This window comes from Pseudomonas sp. 5.2 (genome assembly GCF_059025405.1).
Genome location: NZ_JBYBHH010000024.1, coordinates 26,137 through 49,910 on the forward strand (window position 1 = coordinate 26,137; position 23,774 = coordinate 49,910).

Annotated in this window: 3 protein-coding genes; 2 read left to right on the forward strand and 1 reads right to left on the reverse strand. The window is 61.4% G+C overall.

The window, feature by feature from the left end; genetic code table 11:
* The first annotated feature begins 37 nt into the window (after nucleotides 1-37).
* Entirely contained in the window at nucleotides 38-3,391 is a 3,354-nt protein-coding gene (locus AC5PZ0_RS26495; RefSeq protein ID WP_493856055.1) for an amino acid adenylation domain-containing protein, read from the forward strand.
* A gap of 1 nt (nucleotide 3,392) precedes the next feature.
* Nucleotides 3,393-21,017, forward strand: coding sequence for a non-ribosomal peptide synthase/polyketide synthase (locus AC5PZ0_RS26500; protein ID WP_493856056.1), 17,625 nt, complete (start codon nucleotides 3,393-3,395; stop codon nucleotides 21,015-21,017).
* A 193-nt stretch (nucleotides 21,018-21,210) separates the two neighbouring features.
* Here the strand turns inward: AC5PZ0_RS26500 and AC5PZ0_RS26505 are convergent, their stop codons facing one another.
* The gene (locus AC5PZ0_RS26505) at nucleotides 21,211-23,667 is read right to left on the reverse strand and encodes a TonB-dependent siderophore receptor (RefSeq protein ID WP_238217037.1); all 2,457 of its coding nucleotides are present in this window, start codon (nucleotides 23,665-23,667) and stop codon (nucleotides 21,211-21,213) included.
* Nucleotides 23,668-23,774 lie beyond the last annotated feature (107 nt).

Here is a 23,774-nt window from a genome sequence, read left to right on the forward strand (position 1 = left end):
GAGGAAATTGAAGAGCTGATTTCTTAGGAGATTCCCTGTGCAAGAGCTGCTCGATACGGTCGTATCGTTGTCCACCCAAAAACGTAAGGCGTTGGCAGCCTTGCTCAAGAAACAAGGCGTCAACCTGTATGGGGTCACGCCGATCTTCCCGAGGGATCCAGAAGAGCCGGTACTGCTGTCCTATGCCCAGCAGCGGCTGTGGATACTGTCACAACTGGGGGAGGTGAGTACCGCGTACAACCTCTCGTCCGTCTTGCGCTTCAAAGGGCAGTTGGACACTGCTGCCCTGCAGCGCAGCTTCGAGGCGTTGATCGCCCGTCACGAGACATTGCGCACCACCTTCCGCCTGGAAGGCGAGCAGGCCATACAAGTGGTCCATGCACACACCCCCTTCGAATTGATGTTCGAACAGCTGGAGCAGGCCGATGACGCCAGCGTGCGTCGTCACGTCGAGCGCGAAGCCCATCTGCCCTTCGACCTGCAAACGGGCCCGCTGTTGCGGGTGAAGTTGCTGGGGCTGATGCCGGGCGAACAGGTGCTGGTGCTGACCCTGCACCACATCGTATCTGACGGCTGGTCGATGCCGCTGATGATCAATGAACTGGTGCAGCTCTACCAAGGCTACAGCCAAGGGCAGGCGGTGGACCTGCCTGTGCTGCCGGTGCAGTACGCCGACTACGCCATCTGGCAGCGAAACTGGATGGAGGCCGGCGAGCAGGCGCGACAGCTCGCCTACTGGACCGAACAACTGGGTGACGAACAGCCCGTGCTGGCGCTGCCCACCGACCGGCCGCGGCCCACGACCAGCAGCTACCACGGCGCCCGCGTTACTGTGGCAATCGACAGCACGCTGGCTGGCGCGCTGAAGCAGTTGGCCCAGCAACAGGGCGCCACGCCCTTCATGGTGTTGTTGGCCAGCTTCCAGGCATTGCTGCACCGCTACAGCGGGCAGTGCGATATCCGCGTCGGTGTGCCCGTCGCCAACCGGAATCGGGTCGAGACCGAGCGGCTGATCGGCTTCTTCGTCAACACTCAAGTGCTGCGCGCAGAATTCGACCTGCAGATGACCTTCACTGCGCTGCTGCAACAGGTCAAGCAACGTGTGCTGGGTGCTCAGGCGCACCAGGACCTGCCGTTCGAGCAACTGGTGGAGGCCCTGCAGACCGAGCGCAACCTCAGTCACAGCCCTTTGTTCCAGGTGATGTACAACCACCAGACCCAGGCCAAAGGCGAGCGCCGCCGTCTGCAGGGGCTGGAAATGGAAGAACTGGCCTGGGACAGCCACACGGCCAAGTTCGACCTGACCTTGGACACCTTCGAGCATGAGCAAGGCATCAGTGCTGCGCTGACCTATGCCACTGACCTGTTCGAGGCTAAGACTATCGAACACATGGCCCGGCACTGGCTGAACTTGCTGCAGGGGATTGTTCACGAACCACAGCAGCGCGTTGCCGATCTGCCTCTGCTGGCAGAACAGGAGCAGGCCCGAATCATTCAGGACTGGAACCGCAACCCGGCGAAATTCCCCAGCGAGCACACGCTTCATCAGTTGATCGAAGCCCAGGTCGCGTTGTCGCCGAATTCACCCGCCTTGAGTTTTGCCGGCCAGACACTGAGCTACGGCGAATTGAACCGCCGCGCCAACCGCTTGGCGCACAAACTGTGCGAACTGGGTGTCGGGCCCGACGTACTGGTGGGGCTTGCCGTGGAGCGCAGCCTGGACATGGTCGTCGGCCTGCTCGGCATCCTCAAGGCGGGCGGCGCTTATGTGCCGCTGGACCCGGAATACCCCCAGGATCGCCTTGCCTACCTGTTCGAGGACAGTGGCATCGGCTTGTTGGTGACCCAAAGCCACGTGCGCGATGCCTTGCCGATTACGCCAGGCATGCAGACCGTGAACCTGGACGATAGGGCGCTGGCCGACTACAGCGAGGCGAACCTGGATCGCGTGGTATCACCGCAGAACCTGGCGTATGTGATCTACACCTCGGGTTCCACGGGCAAACCCAAGGGTGCGCTGCTGGCGCACCATAACGTGGTGCGCTTGTTCGCGGCGACCCAGGGCTGGTTCCGGTTCGATGCCAGCGACGTATGGACGGTATTCCACTCCTACGCGTTCGACTTTTCAGTGTGGGAGCTGTACGGCGCGCTGCTGTATGGCGGCAAGGCGGTCATTGTGCCGAGGGATGTGGCGCGTTCACCGCAAGATTTCCATGCGTTGTTGGTCAGCGAGCAGGTCACAGTCCTGAACCAGACGCCCTCGGCGTTTCAGCAACTGATCCCGCTGGCCTGCAACGCAGCGCAGGCTGGCAACCAGCTGGCACTGCGGCATGTGGTGTTTGGCGGTGAGGCGTTGGATGTGAGCAGCCTCAAGCCCTGGTTCGACGTTTTCGGTGACCACCAGCCGCGCCTGATCAACATGTATGGCATCACCGAGACCACGGTGCATGTGACCTATCGGCCAATCCGTCGGGACGACCTCAAGCAGGTTGGCAGCAGCCCGATTGGCGAGGTGATTCCTGACCTGAGTTGGTACCTGCTGGACGGCGCCTTGAACACGATCGTGCCCGGTAGCCAGGGTGAGCTGATGATTGGCCAGGAGGGCCTGGCACGTGGCTATCACGGTCGCCCGGCGTTGACTGCGGAGCGTTTCGTACCGAACCCATTCGATAGCCACGGTGGCCGCCTGTACCGCTCGGGAGACTTGGCCCGCTATGGCGGTGATGGCGTGATCGAGTACCTGGGGCGCATCGATCACCAGGTGAAGATTCGTGGTTTCCGTATCGAGTTGGGTGAGATCGAAGCACGCCTTCAGGAGCAGGGCGCAGTGCGCCAGGGGGTGGTGGTTGCCCAGGATGGCCCGCATGGCAAACAGTTGGTGGGGTATGTGGTACCTGTCGACAGCGCGGTCCTGGACAGCCTCGAAGGCCAGGTTGTGCTGCGGGCTTCCCTGCGCGAAGCGCTCAAGGCAAGCCTGCCGGAATACATGGTTCCGACTCAGGTGCTGTTCCTCGCCAGCTTGCCGCTGACCGGCAACGGCAAGCTGGACCGCAAGGCGCTGCCGCAACCGGATGCCAGCCTGCTGCAGGGCCAGTTCACGGCGCCACAAAGTGCATTGGAGCAACGGATCGCAGCGGTCTGGGCCGATGTGCTGAAGCTGGACAAGGTGGGCCTTTACGACAACTTCTTTGAACTGGGTGGCCACTCCTTGCTGGCGACCCAGGTGATGGCTCGCCTGCAGGTTGAGCTGGGCATCAACTTGCCGCTCGCCTTGCTGTTCCAGGCCCAAAACCTGCAGGCATACGCAGCCATGATCAGTGGCTTGAATACCAATACCGATGCAGACCTGGACGACCTCCAGGACTTCATGAGCGAGCTTGAGGCAGTTTGAGATGCAAACGGATAACAGAAATTTGGAACTGGTAAAACGCTTCATTGGCCTGCCCCTGCCACAGCGCAAGCTCTTTCTTGAAAAGCTCGCATCGAAGGGCATGAGCCTTGCGCAGTTACCGATCCCGCAGAGCCGTGGCGATGTCGACCCGATACCGCTTTCCTTTGCTCAGCAAAGGCAATGGTTCCTTTGGCAGCTGGAGCCGCAAAGTTCTGCCTATAACATTCCTGCTGCCTTGAAGTTCACAGGTGCACTGGACATCAGCGCTTTGCAGCGCAGTTTCGAGTCGTTGATCGCCCGCCACGAAACGCTGCGTACCACCTTCCGGCTGGAGGGTGAACAGGCGGTACAGGTCCTTCATCCGCACATGCCGTTCGCGCTGGTCGTGGAGCCTGTCGAGGCCACTGCGCCTTCTGTTCGTGCCTGCCTTGAAGCTGAGGCCCAGCTGCCCTTCGACCTGGAACATGGGCCACTGATGCGGGCCAGGCTGTTGCAGTTGGGGGCGCAAGAGCACGTGCTCACACTGACGTTGCACCACATCGTGGCTGACGGGTGGTCCTTGCCAGTGATGGTGCAAGACCTGGTCAAGCTTTATGAAGGGTTCAGCCAAGGCCGCGACGTGCAGTTGCCGGCGTTGCCGATCCAGTACGCCGACTACGCCATTTGGCAGCGGGCCTGGATGCAGGCGGGTGAACAGGACCGGCAACTTACCTACTGGAAAGCACAGTTGGGTGATGAGCAACCGGTGCTGGAGTTGCCGACCGATCGTCCTCGCCCGGCGGTCCACAGCCAACAGGGTGCACGGTTGGAAATCCCTTTGGACGGGGAACTGGTCGGTTCGCTCAAGCAATTGGCGCAGCAGCAGGGCGTGACACCGTTCATGCTGTTGCTCGCCAGCTTTCAAACGCTGCTGCACCGCTACTCAGGGCAGGCGGATATCCGCGTGGGCGTTCCGATCGCCAACCGCAACCGTGCCGAGACGGAGCGCTTGGCGGGCTTCTTCGTCAATACCCAGGTGCTGCGTGCCGAGTTCGACCTGGGCATCACCTTTACCGAGCTGCTGGAGCAAGTCAGGCAACGTGCTTTGGGCGCGCAGGCGCATCAGGATTTGCCTTTCGAACAACTGGTCGAAGCTTTGCAGCCGGAGCGCAGCCTCAGCCACAGCCCGTTGTTCCAGGTGATGTACAACCACCAGACCGAGACCAAAAAAAGCGAAGGGCGCAACCTGCCAGGCCTGCTGATGGAGGAGTTGGCGGCGCAAAGCCATGTGGCCAAGTTCGACCTGGCACTGGACACGTTCGAGCACGAAGCGGGTATCAGCGCGGCGTTGACGTATGCGACCGATCTGTTCGACGCGGCCACCATCGAGCGCATGGCAGGGCACTGGGTCAACGTGCTCGTCAGCATCGCAGGGCAGCCGCACCAGCCTGTTGCAGGCTTGTCGATGCTGAGCCCGCAAGAGCAGCAACGCGTCATCAGCGACTGGAACAGCACGCAAGCGGATTACCCTGCCGATAAAGCCATGCACCAATTGTTCGAAGCTCAGGTGCGTGTGTCACCCGACGCCCCGGCTTTGTTGTTTGGCGAACAGGTGTTGAGTTATGCAACGCTGAACGAACGGGCCAACCAGTTGGCGCACAGGCTTCGTGAGCAGGGGGTAGGCCCGGATGTGCTGGTGGGCATCGCTATGGAGCGCAGCCCTGAAATGGTGGTTGGCCTACTGGCGATACTCAAGGCGGGTGGCGCCTATGTGCCGCTCGATCCTGAATACCCGCAGGACCGTATCGAGTACATGCTCGAGGACAGCCAGTCGGTTTTGCTGTTGTCCCAGTCGCACCTGCTTGCGCGCATGCCTGAGGAGTTCCATGCCAGGACTTTGTTGCTGGATCAGTTGTCGCTGCAGGCATACCCGGTAACCGATCCGGTCTGCCTGACCGAACCGGGCAATTTGGCCTACAGCATCTATACCTCTGGGTCCACAGGCAAACCCAAGGGTGTTCTGATCGAGCACCGCAACGTAACGGCGCTGATTGGTTGGGCACTGACGGTTTACAGCCAAGAGGACCTGTGCGGTGTGCTGGCCTCGACCTCGATCTGTTTCGACCTGTCGGTGTGGGAGCTGTTCGTCACGCTGTCGGCCGGAGGCTACGCGGTGCTTGCTGCCAACGCGCTGGAGCTGCCACACCTGGCGGCCAAAGACCGCGTACGCCTGGTCAACACCGTACCTTCGGCAATCAAGATGCTGCTTGAGACCGATGCCCTGCCGGCAACCGTTCGCACCATCAACCTTGCCGGGGAAGCGCTGAAGCAGTCGCTGGTCGACGACTTGTACGCGACCGGGCATGTGCAACAGGTTTATGACCTGTACGGCCCTTCCGAGGACACGACCTACTCCACCTTTACCCTGCGTTGCGCCAATGGCAAAGCCAACATTGGCCGGCCGATCGCCAACAGTGCGGTTTATCTGCTGAGTGAAGCGGTAATGCCGGTACCGGTAGGTGTAAACGGCGAGCTGTACATGGCCGGTGCGGGGTTGGCACGGGGTTATCTCGGCCGCCCAGGCCTGACAGCCGAACGCTTCATTCCCGACCCGTTCGATGAGCAGGGCGGCGGCAGGATGTACCGTACCGGCGACCTCGCCCGCTACCAGGAAAACGGGCTGATCGAGTATGCCGGTCGCATCGATCACCAGGTGAAGATTCGTGGCTTCCGTATCGAGCTGGGTGAGATCGAGGCGCGGCTGCAGGCCCAGGAGGCTGTCCATGAAGCGGTCCTGTTGGCTCAGGATGGCCCAAGTGGCAAGCAATTGGTGGGCTATGTGGTACCGGCCGATGATGCCGTGATGGACACACTCGAGCAGCAGTCAGCGCTGCGTGATGCGTTGCGTGGCCAGCTCAAGCAAAGCCTGCCGGAGTACATGGTCCCGGCGCAGCTTGTGTTCCTCAAAGCGTTGCCGCTGACGCCCAATGGCAAGCTGGATCGCAAGGCGCTTCCACAGCCCGATACCAGCGTGTTCCAAGCCCAGTACCTTGAGCCTCGTACCGAACTGGAACGCAGTATTGCTGCGGTCTGGGCGGGTGTGTTGAAACTGGAAAAGGTCGGGCTGACCGATAACTTCTTCGAGCTGGGTGGCGACTCGATCATTTCCTTGCAGGTGGTCAGCCGTGCGCGCCAGGCAGGCATCCAGTTCACGCCCAAGCAATTGTTCCAATTCCAGACCGTACAAGGCTTGGCATCGGTTGCGCGGTGTGCCGATAACGTTGTCATCGACCAAGGCGCAGTCACCGGCACCTCGCCGCTGACACCTGTTCAGCACTGGTTCTTCGATCAGGCGATGCCCCAGCCTGAGCACTGGAACCAGTCGGTACTGCTGGCACCCAGCGTAAGCATCGACCCGCAGCATCTGGGTGCCGCACTGCAACACGTGCTGCAGCACCACGACGCGCTGCGCCTGGGTTTTGATCAGGCAGGCGGAAGTTGGCAAGGCACGTTCAACGATGTCGAAGCCCAGGACGTACTGTGGCATCGCTCGTTCAGCGACATGGACGCGCTTTTGCGCGCGGCCAGTGATGCGCAGCGCAGTTTCACGCTCGGTGGCCCCTTGATGCGGGTATTGCTGGGCACGTTGCCTGATGGTGACCAACGGCTGCTGTTGGTGGTCCATCACCTGGTCGTTGACGGTGTGTCATGGCGCGTACTGCTTGAGGATCTGCAGCAGGCCTATCTGTCAGTCTCGGCCGGCCAGCCTGTCGAATTGCCTGCCAAGACCAGCGCCTACAAGGCTTGGGCCGAACGGCTGCAGGCGTACGGCAAAAGCGCCGATCTGGCTCAGGAGCTGAGCTACTGGCACGCACAGTTGCAGCATGCTGACGACGATTTGCCCCGTGATCATCTGCAAGGCGGTAACCAGGTCAGGCACGCCGCCTACGCAAGCACCCATCTGGATGCACAGTGGACGCGCAAGCTTTTGCATGAAGCGCCCATGGCCTACCGCACCCAGATCAATGACCCGCTGCTCGCAGCGCTGGCGCGTGTGGTGGCCCGTTGGACCGGGCGGACTAACGTACTGGTGCGCCTGGAAGGGCATGGCCGTGAGGACGTGTTCGACGACCTGGACCTGACGCGCACCGTGGGTTGGTTCACCAGCATCTATCCGGTGACCTTGACCGCTCAGGCGCAACTCGACAGCTCGATCAAGGTCATCAAGGAGCAACTGCGGGCAGTCCCCAACAAGGGTATTGGATACGGGCTGCTGCGCTATCTTGGCAGCGATGACAGCCGGCAGGTGCTGGAGAGCCTGCCGCAGGGTGAAATTGTCTTCAACTACCTGGGGCAATTCGACGGCAGTTTCCAGGAGCAAGACAGCGTCTTCACGCCAGCCAAGGAGGATGGCGGGGCCAATCAAAGCGAAGAGGCGCCCTTGGGCAGCCTGTTGGCACTGAACGGGCAGGTCTATGCGGGCGAGCTGAAAATGGGGTGGACCTTCAGCCGGGAACTGTTCGACGCGTCGACCATTCAGCGCTTGGCTGATGAGTATGCCCAGGAACTCAAGGCGCTGATCACCCACTGCTGCCAGGCGGCCAATCGTGGGGTCACGCCTTCGGATTTCCCGCTGGCCCGCTTGAGCCAGGCCGAACTGGACAGCCTGCCGGTACCCGCCGCCGAAATCGCCGATATCTACCCGCTGGCACCCATGCAGCAGGGCATGTTGTTCCATACGCTGTACGAGCAGTCGGCCGGCAACTACATCAACCAGCTCCGTGTAGACGTGGACGGGCTGGACGTGGAACGCTTCAAGCATGCCTGGCAGGGCGCGCTGGGGGCGTACGATATTCTGCGAACCGGTTTCGTCTGGCAGGGAGACCTGGACCACGCGGTGCAGATCGTACGCAAGCACGTCGAGCTGCCGTTCACTGAACAGGATTGGCGCAATCAGCCAACGGCAGATCAAGCGCTGGACGCGTTGGCCGAGCGTGAGCGACAACGCGGCTTCGTGCTGGATGCAGCCCCCTTGTTGCGCCTGGTGTTGGTGCGTACCGGTGAGCAACGTCATCATCTGATATGCACGCATCATCACATCCTGATGGATGGCTGGAGTACGTCGCGTCTGTTGGGGGAAGTGCTGCAGCGCTATGCCGGTCAGGCACTGCCGACCCAGAGCGCGCATTACCGCGAATACATCGCGTGGTTGCAGCGCCAGGATGCGGTTGCCGCTGAAACCTTCTGGAAGGAGCAATTGACGGCGCTGGAACAACCGACGCGTCTGGTGCACGCGATACGCATGGCGCCGGGTGAGCAGGCGTCTGGTCACGCAGCCTTCCACCAGGTTTTCGACCGCGAGCAGACCGCACGTGTCGAAGCGTTCGCCCGGGCTAACCGGGTCACGGTCAATACGCTGATGCAATCTGCGTGGATGCTGCTTCTGCACCGCTATACGGGGCAATCGACCGTGTGCTTCGGCGCTACGGTAGCAGGGCGACCGGCTGACCTGCCGGGTGTGGAGGAACAGATCGGCTTGTTCATCAACACCTTGCCTGTGATCGGTTCCCCTCGCGTGGAGCAGACGGTGGCTGAGTGGATCAGCCAAGTGCAAGCGAGCAACCTTGCCCTGCGTGAGTTCGAGCACACGCCGTTGTACGAGGTGCAGCGCTGGGCAGGCCTGGGCGGGGAGGCACTGTTCGACAACCTCCTGGTGTTCGAGAGCTATCCGGTGTCCGAAGCCCTCCAGCAAGGCGCGCCGGCCGGCTTGCAGTTTGGGGAAGTGGCTAACCGAGAGCAGACCAACTACCCCCTCAGCGTGGCAATCGGGCTCGGCAATGTGCTGTCCGTCCGCTACACCCATGATCGAACGCTGTGGAGTACGCAAGCGATCCAAGGGGTCGCCAGCCACTTCGCCAATCTGCTCGAGGCGCTCGTCGACAATGCCACCACGGCACTGGGCGACCTGCCTCTGCTGGATCCGCAAGCAGCTCGCCTGATGGTCTCGGACTGGAACTACCAGGCCGCCGTCAGCACCGATGAGCTGAGTGTCAGCCAGTTGATCGAAGCGCAGGTAGCACAGACGCCTGATGCCGTGGCGGTGCTTTTCGAGGGGCAGTCGTTGAGCTATGCCGAGCTGAACCACAGGGCTAACCAACTGGCAGGCCGGTTGCGTGAGCTGGGTGTAGGCCCCGATGTGCTGGTCGGTATCGCCATGGCGCGCAGCCTGGAGATGGTGGTGGGGTTGCTGGCTGTGCTCAAGGCGGGCGGCGCCTATGTGCCGCTGGACCCGGACTACCCGCAGGACCGCTTGGCCTATATGCTCGAGGACAGTGATATTCAGCTGTTGCTGACGCAGGCATCATCGGTTGCGCACGTACCGGTGCCGGCACGGATGCACTGCGTTGTCGTCGACCGACACGATGAATTTGCAGGTTACCCGGGCGAGAACCTGACGCAAACCAGCGTCGCGCAGAACCTGGCCTACGTCATTTACACCTCTGGCTCGACCGGCAAACCGAAAGGTGCAGGCGTTGATCAGCAAGCACTCTGTGGCCGCCTGCGCTGGATGCAGAACGCCTATGGCCTCAACGAGCACGATGTGGTCTTGCAAAAAACATCGTTCAGCTTTGACGTGTCCGTGTGGGAGCTGCTCTGGCCATTGACCTGTGGTGCCAAGGTGCTGCTGGCACGGCAGGGTGATCAGCGTGACCCGGCGCTTCTGATCGATCTGATTCGTGCCCATGGCGTCACGACCCTGCACTTCATTCCGTCCATGCTCAAGAGTTTCCTCGACGCGGAGCACGTTGCCCACTGCCATAGCCTGAAGCGTTTGTTCTCGGGTGGCGAAGCCATCACCCATGACCTGCTCAACAGGGCCCTGGAGTGCTTGCCGCACGTGGCAATCTACAACCGTTACGGCCCGGTCGAGGCGACGATCAATGCGACTCACAGTGAGCGTTTGAGCGTTCGGCAGGGCGACGTCGAGATCGGCAAGGCGCTGCCTGATACGCGGATCCATATCCTCGACTCGGGCCTCAATCCGGTGCCGGTTGGCGTCTGTGGAGAGCTGTACATCGGTGGTAAAGCCCTGGCACGCGGTTATCACCGCAAGGCCCAGCTCTCGGCAGAACGGTTCATCCCCGATCCGTTTGGAGCCCCGGAGGGTGAGCGCCTGTACCGCACCGGTGACCTGGCGCGCTACCGCATCGATGGGGTCGTCGAGTACGTCGGGCGTATTGACCATCAGGTGAAAATTCGCGGTTTCCGTATCGAACTCGGTGAAATCGAAGCGCGCCTGCAGGCGTTACCAGGGGTGCGTCAAGCCGTGGTATTGGCTCAGCCAGGGCCGCAGGGACACCAGTTGGTGGGTTATGTGGTGCCGACCGAGCCATCGGTGATGCAAGGCGGCCCTGATAATCAGTCGACGCTGCGTGATGCCCTGCGGGTCGAACTCAAGGCCGCACTGCCTGAATACATGGTGCCTGCACACTTGCTGTTCCTGGATCAGCTGCCGCTGTCGCCGAATGGCAAGCTGGACCGCAAAGCCCTGCCACACGCGGATGCCAGCCTGTTACAGCAGGCCTACCTTGAACCGCAAACGGACCTGCAGCGTACGATTGCAGTGATCTGGGCGGACGTATTGAAACTGGACAAGGTGGGGCTGGCCGACAACTTCTTCGAGTTGGGCGGCGACTCGATCATTTCCTTGCAAGTGGTCAGCCGGGCACGTCAGGCCGGCATTCAATTCACGCCCAAGGAGTTGTTCGAGCACCAGACGGTACAGGGGCTGGCATCGGTTGCCCGGTTGTCGGCAGGCTTGAGCATCGACCAAGGCCTGGTCGTGGGCGACATGCAACTGACCCCGATCCAGCGTCGCTTCTTCGATGCGGATATCCCCGAGCGCCATCACTGGAACCAGTCGTTGCTGCTCACGCCGAATACCGCACTGGAAGCGGATCGACTGAATGCGGCGTTGCACGCGTTGCTTGCGCATCACGATGCGCTGCGCTTGCAGTTCGCACCGTCAGGTGGCAATTGGTCGGCCAGCTTCGGCACAGCAGCGCCGTCAGCGTTGTTGTGGACCCGTACGCTGCGCGACGACGAAGCGCTGCGCGGGCTTGTCGACGAGGCGCAACGCAGCCTCGACCTGGAACAAGGGCCGTTGATGCGTGCGGTGCTGGCGTTGCTGCCTGATGGTGGCCAGCGGTTGCTGCTGGTGATCCACCACCTGGTCGTGGACGGTGTTTCATGGCGGGTATTGCTGGAAGATTTGCAACAGGCCTATGCCTCGCTGGGTTCCGGTCAAGCGCCGAGCTTGCCGGCCAAGACCAGTTCGTTCCAGGCCTGGGCCCAACGCTTGCAGGCCTATGCCAGTAGCGTCGAGCTGGAGCATGAGGTCAGCTATTGGCAAGGTAGCCTGCAAACGGCACGAGGCGCGTCGTTGCCTGTGGACCATCCGGGTGGCGAAAACCTGGTCAGGCATGCCGCCTCGGTGACGACCCGCCTGGATAAAACCTGCACCCGTCAGCTCTTGCAGGATGCGCCAGCGGCCTATCGCACGCAGATCAACGACTTGTTGCTGACCGCGCTGGCGCGGGTGCTTAGCCGCTGGATAGGGCAGCCGGACGTAGTAGTTCGTTTGGAAGGGCATGGACGGGAGGATGTGTTCGATGACCTCGATCTGACCCGCACCGTTGGATGGTTCACCAGTGTTTATCCGGTGAAATTGACCCCGAGCGCTGGCATGGCTGATTCGGTCAAAGCGATCAAAGAGCAACTGCGCGCGGTGCCTGAAAAAGGCATTGGTTATGGTGTGCTGCGCTTCCTGGGGAGTGACGAACAGCGTCAGGCACTGGCGCAGTTGCCACAGGGTGAAATTGTCTTCAACTACTTGGGCCAGTTCGACGGCAGCTTCGGCGATGAGGCAGGCCTGTTCGTTCCCGCTAAAGAGTACAGCGGTGACCCCCATGACCAAGCCGCGCCACTGAGCAATCTGCTGGCAATCAACGGTCAGGTGTATGCCGGTGAGCTCAAACTTGGCTGGACCTTCAGCAGCGCGTTGTTCGATGCGTCGACAGTGCAACGCCTGGCCGACGAGTACGCTGAAGAGCTCAAGGCGTTGATTGCCCATTGCTGCGTACCCGGGCATCGCGGGTTCACCCCGTCGGACTTCCCGCTGGCACGTTTGAGCCAGGTACAACTGGACCACCTGCCGGTGGCGGCGGCTTCGATCGCCGATGTCTATCCGTTGTCGCCGATGCAGCAGGGCATGCTGTTCCACACGCTCTACGACCAACAGGCCGGCAACTACATCAACCAGTTGCGGGTCGATGTCGAGGGGCTGGATGTACAGCGCTTCAAGCAGGCCTGGCAGGCGGCGTTGGATGCGCACGACATTCTGCGCACCGGGTTTTTCTGGGAAGGGGACCTGGACCAGGCGATGCAGGTGGTCCGAAAGCAGGTGACGCTGCCGTTCAGCGAGCACGACTGGCGTGGAGCACCAGCGCTCGAAGCGGCGCTGCAAGCATTGGCCGAAGACGAGCGTCAGCGTGGTTTTGCGCTTGATGAGCCGGCGCTGCTGCGCCTGGTGCTGGTCCGTATCGACGATGACCGTTACCACCTGATCTATACCAACCACCATATTTTGATGGATGGCTGGAGCACCTCGCGCCTGCTGGGCGAAGTCCTGCAGCGTTATGCTGGCCCGACGACCGGGTTCCAGGCCACGCACTATCGGGATTACATCGCCTGGCTGCAACGTCAGGATACGGCAGTTGCCCAAGCCTTCTGGCAGGCCCAGTTGGCCGCGCTCGACGAACCGACGCGCCTGGCCCAGGCCATTGCCGGTTGCGCAGGCGATGCGGGCAGCGGCTACGGTGATCATCGCCTGGCCCTCGATGCCGAGCAGACCGCACGCATCGAAGCCTTCGCCCGCGCTAACCGCGTCACCGTCAACACCCTGGTGCAATCGGCCTGGCTGCTGCTGTTGCAGCGCTATACCGGCCAGGCCAGTGTCTGCTTCGGCGCCACCGTGGCCGGCCGCCCGGCAGATTTGCCAGGCGTTGAGGAGCAGATCGGCTTGTTCATCAACACCCTGCCGGTGATTGGTGCACCCCGCGCCGAGCAGCGTGTCGGCGAGTGGATCGCCCAGGTTCAAGGCTGCAACCTGGCGTTGCGCGAGTTCGAGCACACCCCGTTGTACGACGTGCAGCGCTGGGCCGGGCAGGGCGGTGACGCGCTGTTCGACAGCATTCTGGTGTTCGAAAACTACCCGGTGTCCGAGGCGCTGCAACAAGGCGCGCCCGGCCGCTTGCGCTTTGGCAACGTGGCCGTGCAGGAGCAAACCAACTACCCACTGACCCTGGTGGTTGAGCTGGGTAGCAGCCTGGCGATGCACTACAACCACGACCGTACGCAGTGGAGCGACGAGACCATTGGCCGCCTGGCGGCCAACTTTGCGGATTTGCTGCAGGCACTGGTCGCGGATGCGGATGCAGCAGTCGGCGAGCTGCCGATGCTGAGCCTGCAAGAACGGCAGTTGATGGTCGAAGGCTGGAACGATACCGTCGCGGTGTACCCGAATGAGCGCAGTATCCACTCACTGATCGAAGCCCAGGTGTTCGCCACTCCGGACGCCCCGGCGTTGGTGTTTGGTGAGCAGACCCTGAGCTACGCCGAACTCAATGGCAAAGCCAACCAGCTGGCGCACAAGCTGCGTGAACTGGGCGTGGGCCCAGATGTGCTGGTGGGCATCGCCATGGAGCGCAGCCTGGAGATGGTCATCGGCTTGCTGGGTATCGTCAAAGCCGGTGGCGCCTATGTGCCGCTGGACCCGGAATACCCGCAGGACCGCCTCAGCTACATGTTCGAGGACAGCGGCATTGCCTTGCTGTTGACCCAGTCGCACCTGCGTGATGCCCTGCCGATTCCGGCTGGCCTACACAGCCTGGATCTGGATGTCGAGGATTTGACCGGCTTCAGTGATGCCAATCCTGGCATCGACGTAGCCCCGCTGAACCTCGCCTATGTGATCTACACCTCCGGCTCCACCGGCCGCCCGAAAGGCGCCGGCAACAGCCACCAGGCACTGGTCAACCGCCTGTGGTGGATGCAGAAGGCCTACGGCCTGGACGCCAGTGACAGCGTGCTGCAGAAAACCCCGTTCAGCTTCGACGTGTCGGTGTGGGAGTTCTTCTGGCCGCTGATGACCGGCGCGCGCCTGGTCATGGCCCAGCCGGGCGCCCACCGCGACCCGCAGTTGCTGGTCGACACCATCAACCAGTACGCCATCAGCACCTTGCACTTCGTGCCGTCGATGCTGCAGGCGTTCATGACCCACGAAGCGGTGGAAAGCTGCCGTAGCCTCAAGCGTGTGGTGTGCAGTGGCGAGGCATTGCCGGCCGAGCTCGCGCGCCAGACACTGCAGCGCCTGCCAGCGGCCGGCCTGTACAACCTGTACGGCCCGACCGAAGCGGCCATCGACGTCACCCACTGGACCTGCCGCGCGGACGAAAGCATCAGCGTGCCAATCGGCCAGCCGATCGACAACCTCAAGACCCACATCCTCGAAGGCAGCTTGCAACCTGCAGTACGCGGCAGTGCCGGCGAGCTGTACCTGGGCGGCGTAGGTTTGGCACGTGGTTATCACCAGCGCCCGGCGCTGACGGCCGAGCGTTTTGTGCCGGACCCGTTCAGCGACAACGGTGGGCGCCTGTACCGCACCGGTGACCTGGCGCGTTACAACGCCGACGGCGTGATCGACTACGCCGGGCGTCTCGACCACCAGGTGAAGATCCGCGGGTTGCGGATTGAACTGGGTGAAATCGAAGCGCGCCTGTTGGAATTGCCAGCGGTGCAGGAAGCGGTGGTGCTGGCCCAGGACGGGCCGAGCGGTAAACAGTTGGTGGGCTATGTGGTACCCGCCGACAGCACGCAAGACGAGGCCGCCTTGCGCGACAGCCTGCGTGAGGCCCTCAAGGCCGGGCTGCCGGATTACATGGTGCCCGCGCACCTGCTGTTGCTGAGCAAGCTGCCGGTAACACCGAACGGCAAGCTGGACCGCAAGGCCCTGCCGCAACCGGATGCCAGTTTGCTGCAAGGCGAATACATCGAACCCCAGACCGAAATGGAGCAGCAGATCGCGGCGATCTGGGCAGATGTACTCAGGTTGGAACGCGTCGGCTTGAGTGACAACTTCTTCGAGTTGGGGGGCGACTCTATCGTGTCGCTGCAGGTGGTCAGTCGCGCACGCCTGCAAAACATCCAGTTCACACCCAAGGAATTGTTCCAGGCTCAAACAGTTCAAGGCCTGGCAGCCGTGGCCCGCCGCGCGGCGAGTGCTGTCATCGATCAAGGGCCGGTAACCGGCGTCACGCCGCTGATACCGATTCAGCACTGGTTCTTCGAGGCGGATATTCCTCAACGACACCACTGGAACCAGTCGGTACTGCTGACACCGAGTGAACGACTGGACTCGGATACGCTGGACGCAGCTTTGCTCGCACTGGTCGAGCACCATGATGTACTGCGCTTGCGCTTCGAGTCGAAGGGTGGCGCCTGGCAAGCCGAGTTCCGCGAAGCGCTACCCCATCAACTGTGGACGCGCTCAGCCGTCAATGCAGACGACCTTCAGCCCCTTGTCGAAGAAGCCCAGCGCAGCTTGAGCCTGGAGCAGGGCCCGCTGGTGCGGGCGGTGCTGGCTAACCTCGCCGATGGCAGCCAACGCGTGCTGCTGGTGATCCACCACCTGGTTGTGGATGGTGTGTCGTGGCGGGTGCTGTTGGAGGATTTGCAACAGGCATACCAAGCACTGCGGGCCGGTAATGCGCTGCGCTTGCCGGCCAAGACCTGCGCGTTCAAAGTCTGGGCGGAGCATGTACAGCGTCATGCCACCAGCCCTGAGTTGCAGGCCGAGCTGGGCTTTTGGCAAACACAACTGCAGGGCGCCAATGACGCGCTGCCGTGTGACTACCCGCAAGGCGAAAACCTGCTCAAACATGCGGCGTCGGTCAGCACCAAATTGGACCGCGAGACCACGCGGCAACTGCTTCAGCAAGCCCCGGTGGCCTATCGCACACAGATCAACGACTTGCTGTTGACTGCGTTGGCCAGGGTAGTGGGCCGTTGGACGGGGCGCCCGGAAGTGTTGGTGCGCCTGGAAGGCCATGGTCGGGAAGACCTGTTCGATGGCATCGACCTGAGCCGCACGGTAGGCTGGTTTACCAGCATGTATCCGATCACCTTGCGCCCTCACGCTGGCCTGGCCGACTCGATCAAGGCCATCAAGGAGCAATTGCGCGCAGTACCCAATAAAGGGGTCGGGTATGGTCTGCTGCGATACCTGGGCGGGGACAACGCGCGTGATGTGCTCGCGGCGCTGCCCCAGGGGGAAATCGTGTTCAACTACCTGGGGCAGTTCGACGGTAGCTTTGACGGCGAGTCGAGCCTGTTCGTGCCTGCCAAGGAGTACGCGGGTGCTAACCAGGACGCAGACGCGCCATTGCCCAGCTTGCTGACAGTGAACAGCCAGGTGTATGGCGGCGAATTGAAGGTGAGCTGGAGTTTCAGCCGCGAGCGGTTCGACGAGGCGACACTCAAGCAGCTGGCGGACGCGTATGCCGACGAGTTGAGAGCGTTGGTGGCCCACTGCTGCGAACCGTCCCATCGAGGTGTCACTCCATCGGACTTCCCATTGGCGGGCCTTACCCAGGCTCAGCTGGACAGCTTGCCGGTTGCAGCTGCGGACATTGCCGATCTCTACCCGCTATCCCCGATGCAGCAGGGCATGCTCTTCCACACGCTGCAGGGCTCGGAAGCCGCGCTCTACATCAACCAGACCGCAGTAGAAGTCGAAGGCCTTGAAGTCGAGCGTTTCATCGCGGCCTGGAACCATGTGATTGCGCGCCATGACATCCTGCGTACCGGCTTCTGGTTGTCTGCCAAAGCAGACCAGCCGCTGCAAGTGGTCCATCGCCACGCCACCCTGCCTGTGCAAGTGCTTGACTGGCGCGGCCGTGATGATACCGCTCAGGCATTGCAAGACCTGGCTGCAAGGGAGGCGGCAGAAGGCTTTGACCTGATGGCTGCACCGCTGATGAGGTTGACATTGGTCAAGCTCGAAGACGCACGCTTGCACCTGATCTGGACACGCCATCACATCCTGATGGATGGCTGGAGCAACTCACGCCTGCTGGGCGAGGTGCTGCAGCATTACCACGGTCATGCTGCCAAGGCGCCGCTCGGCCGCTTCGCTGACTACATCCGTTGGCTGGGCGAGCAGCCGCAAAGCGCGCTGGAGACGTTCTGGAGCAGTAAGTTGCAAGGGCTGGAAAGCCCGACGCTGCTGGCGGGCAGCATAGCGCCACAGCCTGATGCCAAGCAGGTTGGCCATGATGCCCTGTATCTGAAATGGGACCGCCAGCAGACTTCCCGTTTACGCGAACAGGCACAGCGTCTGCGCGTCACCCCGAACACCTTGATTCAGGCCACTTGGCTGTTGCTCTTGCAGCGCTATACCGGTCAATCCACGGTGTGCTTCGGGGCCACGGTAGCTGGGCGGCCAGCAGGTTTGGCCGGCGCCGATGAGATGCTCGGGCTGTTCATCAATACCTTGCCAGTGGTGCAGTCAGCACAACCTCATCACGTTGTCGGTGAGTGGGTACGTCAGCTTCAGGCCTACAACCTGGAACTGCGAGACCATGAACATGCTGCCTTGTCTGACGTCCAGCGTTGGGCAGGGCGCGCGGGGCAACCGCTGTTCGACAGCATCGTGGTCTTCGAGAACTATCCAGTCGATGAGCGTCTGCGCGAGGAAGGGGCTGGCACACTGCGGTTCGGTGAAGTCAGTAGCCGTGACGTGACCAACTATGCCATGGACCTCGCCGTGCACCTGGGCGAGACCTTGTCCGTCGAGTTCCTGTACCTGCGAAACCGCTTGACTCATGCGGCAACGGACATGATCCGGGGCAGCTTTGAGCGCTTGCTCACCGGCATACTGGATAACCCGAACGCAGCGATAGGCAGCCTGGACATGCTCACGCCGATGCAGTCGCTCAAGGCACGCGAGCGCAACCAACTGCAACCTAAGCAACCGGGCCTGCCGTTGCTGGCTGAGCGCATTGCCCAACACGCGGTAGCCAGGCCGCAAGCTGTGGCTGTCATCTGTGCTGGGCAGCAACTGACGTATGCGCAACTGGACGAACGCGCCAACCGCCTTGCGCACCATTTGATCAGCCTGGGCGCGCAGCCTGAAGCGACGGTGGGGGTTGCGCTGGAGCGTTCGGTCGAGACGATCGTGGCCTTCCTGGCCGTGATGAAAACCGGCGCGGCCTATGTACCACTGGACATTGACTACCCGCAGGAACGTCTGCAGTGGATCGTGGAGGATTCGCACATGCACCTGCTGCTGACCAGCAGCAGCCTGCGTGAGCGTTTGGGTGACGTACAACACGTGGTGGCACTGGACCAGTTGTCGCTGTCGCAGCTGCCGTCGACTGCACCCCAGCTTCAGGTACAGGAAGACAACCTCGCTTACCTGATCTACACCTCTGGCTCTACCGGCAAGCCGAAAGGTGTGGCGGTAAGCCATGGGCAAATCCGCATGCACTGCCAGGCCATCGCCCAGTTGTATGAAATGGACGAGGCCACGCGCGAGTTGTTGTTCATGTCGTTTGCCTTCGACGGAGCCCAGGAACGGTGGCTTTCCACCCTGTCCTCCGGTGGTTGCCTGGTGGTTCGCGAGAACCGCTTGTGGACCGCGGAAGAAACCTGGCAGGTGCTGCAGGCACAAAGCATCGATATTGCGTGCTTCCCGCCAGCCTACCTGCAGCAGTTGGCCGAGTTCGCCGAGAGTCAGCCAGAGGCGCCACCTGCGGTACGCATCTATTGCTTCGGCGGGGATGCGGTACCCGATGCCTTGTTCGAATTGGTCAAGCGCACCTTGCAACCGCAGTACTTGACCAATGGTTATGGGCCTACAGAAACGGTAGTGACGCCGATGCTGTGGAAGGTATCGGCACAGCAGCGTTGCGCGGCGGTGTATGCGCCGATCGGTGATCGGGTCGGCCAGCGCACGTTGCATGTACTCGATGATGACCTCAACCCGCTGCCCGAGGGTGTCGCGGGTGAGCTGTACATCGGAGGCGAGGGTGTGGCGCGGGGTTACCACCAGCGCAGTGCCCTGACGGCCGAGCGTTTCGTGGCCGACCCCTTCGCCGAAGGTTCGCGCCTGTATCGGACGGGGGACCGCGTGCGCCGCCGTGCCGACGGGGTGATCGATTTCATTGGGCGACTGGACAGCCAGCTGAAGGTGCGCGGCTTCCGTATCGAACCGGGCGAGATCGAAGCGCGCTTGCGTAACCTGGCCGATGTCAGGGATGCCGTAGTCGTGGCGCGTGAGGGCGCTGCCGGCAAACAGCTGGTCGGGTATGTGGTCACCGGTACGGCCGCAACCGATGCGATGCAGCTGCGTGAGGCTCTGCGCGCCGAGCTGCCTGACTACATGGTGCCTGCGCAGTTGGTGCTGTTGCCGACGCTGCCGCTCACACCTAATGGCAAAATCGATCGCAATGCATTGCCTGCCCCTGAGTTTGCAGCACAGCGGCAGCGGATTGCACCGCGCAATGCCGTGGAGCAGGCCTTGGTGAACATCTGGCAAGAGGTGCTGGGCGTGCAAAGTGTGGGTGTGGACGACAACTTCTTCGAGCTTGGCGGTGACTCGCTGCGGGTGCTCAAGATGTTGTCGAAGGTCCGCGCCAGCGATGATATTCCGATAGAGCTGAAACTGCGGGACGTCATGGCTAAACCGACCATCGGTGAACTCAGTGGCTATGCCGCCGCTGATGAAAGCCTCGATCCCTTGTTGCTGCTCAACAGCCGGGTGCCCGATGTGGCCCCCCTGTTCTGCCTGCACGCGGGCTTTGGTACGGTGTTCGATTATGAACCACTGGCCCGACGCCTGGAGGGGCGCTGCAGCGTATACGGTGTGCAATGCCGAATGCTGCTCGACCGTGACTGGGTGGACGATTCGCTTCAGTCGATGGCCATCGATTACGCCCAGTACATCCGCCAGAAGCAGCCCGAAGGGCCTTACCGCCTGCTGGGTTGGTCGTTGGGGGGGACGCTGGCCGTGCTGGTGGCCCAGGAACTGGAAAGCCAGGGCCAGCAGGTATCGTTGCTCGGGCTGGTCGACAGCTTCATGCCGGGGACCGAGCCAAATGACGTGCAAGGTGACTGGAGCGATGACCTACGCGGCTTCCTGGGTGTCGTGTTGGGCGTACCCAAGGAACAACTGGCTATTGGCTCAGTGCCAGCCGGTACTGCAACTGCAATGCTGGAGCAGGTGATCGACGAGGTCTGCGCGATGCAAGGTGGGCAGTCAGCGTTTGCCGAAGTCGGCAGCGCTGAATTGGCTCATACATTCATCGTTGCCATGCGGCTGAAGGTGTTGTCGCAAGGGGTCGAGCCGCTTCCGGCCACCCAGGCATTGGCATCGTGCTGGTGGGCAGGCGGCAGCGTGAGCCCTGCCTGGACCCATGCCTATGCTGAAAGCAACGCTGTCTTAGCTGGCCACTATGACATCCTCAAGCATGCAGAGGTGATCGAGAGCCTGGTGGCTAAGTTGAGGGAGGTGGATACGGTCGCGTAACAACGGCCTTGTAGAAGTACCAAGAGGGGCTATCCGTACGGGATAGCCCCTTTTTGTATGCAGGCGTAAATGGCGCTCGCCTTCGCAAAGGCTGGGCATGAAAAAACGGCGCTCCGGTTAGGGAAGCGCCGTTATCAACAGGCCTGTCGTATGGACCGTGGCCGGCTAGACCCGCCTGGCTAGATGAACGCCATCAGAAGTCGTAGCGCAGGTCGAGCGTGGCATTACGCGGTGCACCATAGTGGCCATAACTGCCGGCCATGCCGGAGTAGTACTTTTCGTCGAACAGGTTGTTCACATTCAGCGTTGCCGCCAAGTGGTCGGTGACCTGGTAACGCGCCATCAGGCTGGCCACGGCATAGTCGTCATCCTTGACCTTGGCATTGTTGAAGTTGGTGAACGTCAACGCTTTGCTGGAATCCCAGTTGACGCCACCGCCTACGGTCAGCTTGTCCCAGTTGCCCTGGAGGCGATAAGTGCTCCACAGGCGGAACGTGTCCATGGGCAATTGGGTCGTCAGACGGTCGCCGTCGGCGTTCTCGGTACGGGCATGGCTGTAGCCGGTTTGGACATTCCAGCCAGGCGCGATCTCACCCGCGATTTCAAACTCGAAGCCCTTGGTTTTCGCGCCGTCTACGGCACGATACGCCTGGCCATTGGTCGGTGTGAGTTGGCCCGGATCAATTTCGGCGAAGTTGTCCCGCTCTACCATGAACACGGCGGCGCTGGTATTCAGGCGGCCATCGAAGAACTCGCCTTTCCAACCCAATTCGTAGTTCTTGCCGACCACAGGCTCGAGTACCTTGCCGTCTTTGTCCATCGACGTCTGCGGCTTGAAAATGTCGGTATAGCTGACATAGACAGACTGTTCAGGGGTCAGGTCGTAGACCACACCGGCATAGGGGGTTACCTGGCCGGTTTCACGCATCTTGCTGACCGTGTTGGTGTTGGCAATCAGCGAGGTCAGGTCGGAGTCGTAAGTGTATTGCGAAACCCGTGCACCCAGCAGCAGGTGCAGGTCATCGGTAATGTTGAAACGGTTGGCCACGAAGTAACCGCTTTGTCGTGTCTTGATGTTGAAAATCAGAGAGGGCCGGTAGCCGTCGCGGGCCAGGTAGTTATCCCAGGTGTAGAAATTGAACGTGGCGATACCACCGGTCTGCGAGTGGTGGTCGTTTTCATATTCGGAATAGTTGTACCCCACGACCAAGTCGTGGGAACGGCCGAACAGCTCGTAAGTGCCGGCGAGGTTGACGTCCAAGCCCTTCTGGGTTTGATCGGCGGAAATCTTTGCCCGTTCGGCGCTTGCAGCGCCGGTTTCCTCGTTCAAGTACGTGACCCCGGACGTGCTGCGGTACCAGCCCAGGTCAGCATCGCGATCGACGTCCATGTAATTGGCCACCACCCTGAGCTTCCAGTCGTTGACCAACTGCTGCTCCAAGGTCGCCGTGTAGTTCATGGTCTCGAAATCATCGTACATCCACCGAGCGCCAGAGCTGGTGGATCGCGAGAAATCGGTTTGCTTGCCATTGGTGAACAGCAGCGGGACACCCGGCGCGCCCGTCGATTTGTACTTCTGGTAGTCGACACCAAAACGCACGAGGGTTGTGTCGGTCAGGTCGGCTTCAACGACGCCGTAGAGGATTTCCCGCTTCTGGTCATACCAGTCCATGAACGTGTGGTTGTCTTGCTTGGCCGCAACCATGCGCCCTCGGACGTTACCTGTTTCTGTCAGTGGGCCGGAGACATCGACTTCGCTGCGGTAGTTATCCCAGGATCCAACACTGCCCTTGACATAGGATTTGAACTCGCGGGTCGGCTTCTTGCGGATCAAGTTGATCACGCCGCCAGGCTCGCCGGCACCGGTCATCAGGCCCGTGGCGCCACGGACGATCTCGACCCGGTCATACAAGGCCATGTCCAGCAGCGTGCTGGGCATGTTGCGCGTCTGGTTTTCCTGGCTGGTATTGACGCCGTCGAACTGGTAGGTATCGATGGCACTCCCGCGAGAGTAGATGTTGAAGCGCTCCCCGCCATCCTGGGACATGGTGATCCCTGGGGTCTCTTTGAGCACATCGGTGATGGCGCTGAGGTGTTGATCATCCATGCGTTGACGCGTCATCACGGTGACCGATTGAGGCGTTTCACGAAGCGACAGGTTCATCTTCGTGGCTGTACTGGTGATACCTGTGGTGTACGAACCGGTGCCTTCGGTAGTAGCGCCGAGGCCCACGCTATTGACGTTGGTCGCCGAAAGCTCGACCTGGCCTTCCTTTGCGGCCGAACTCGCTGTCACCGTCGCCGAGTTGCCATCAATCTGGTACCTCAACCCCGTCCCTTGCAACAGGATGCGCAGCGATGACGCCAGGTCATGGCGCCCCTTCAGTGCCGAAGAACGCAGCCCGCTGATATCTTGTGGGCTGTACAACAACTGCGTATCCGTCTGCTTGGCCAGCGCCTGCAGCGCCGAGTTCATCGACTGCGCGGGAATATCCAGGGTCCATTCCTGTGCCTGCACCTGTGCAACCAGCGCAGAGGACAGCGCCAGGCCCAGGCCAATGCGTGACAGCGCACGCTGGGGGCGAAGGGAATGACGAATCAGTAAGGCTTTGGCAAGCGGGTTGAGCGCACTGGGCAATGGCATGGACATCTGTTGCGTTCTCGTTGGCAGAAGGGTTTTTTTCTATGTGCTGTATGTGACGCAGCACCTGTGAAAAACCGGAACGATTCTTATTGACTGTTTTTCCGCAGGTGCTG

Coding starts and splice junctions, on each gene's coding strand:
- AC5PZ0_RS26500 (WP_493856056.1), top strand. CDS start 3,393: ATGCAAACGGATAACAGAAATTTGGAACTGGTAAAACGCTTCATTGGC.
- AC5PZ0_RS26505 (WP_238217037.1), bottom strand. CDS start 23,667: ATGTCCATGCCATTGCCCAGTGCGCTCAACCCGCTTGCCAAAGCCTTA.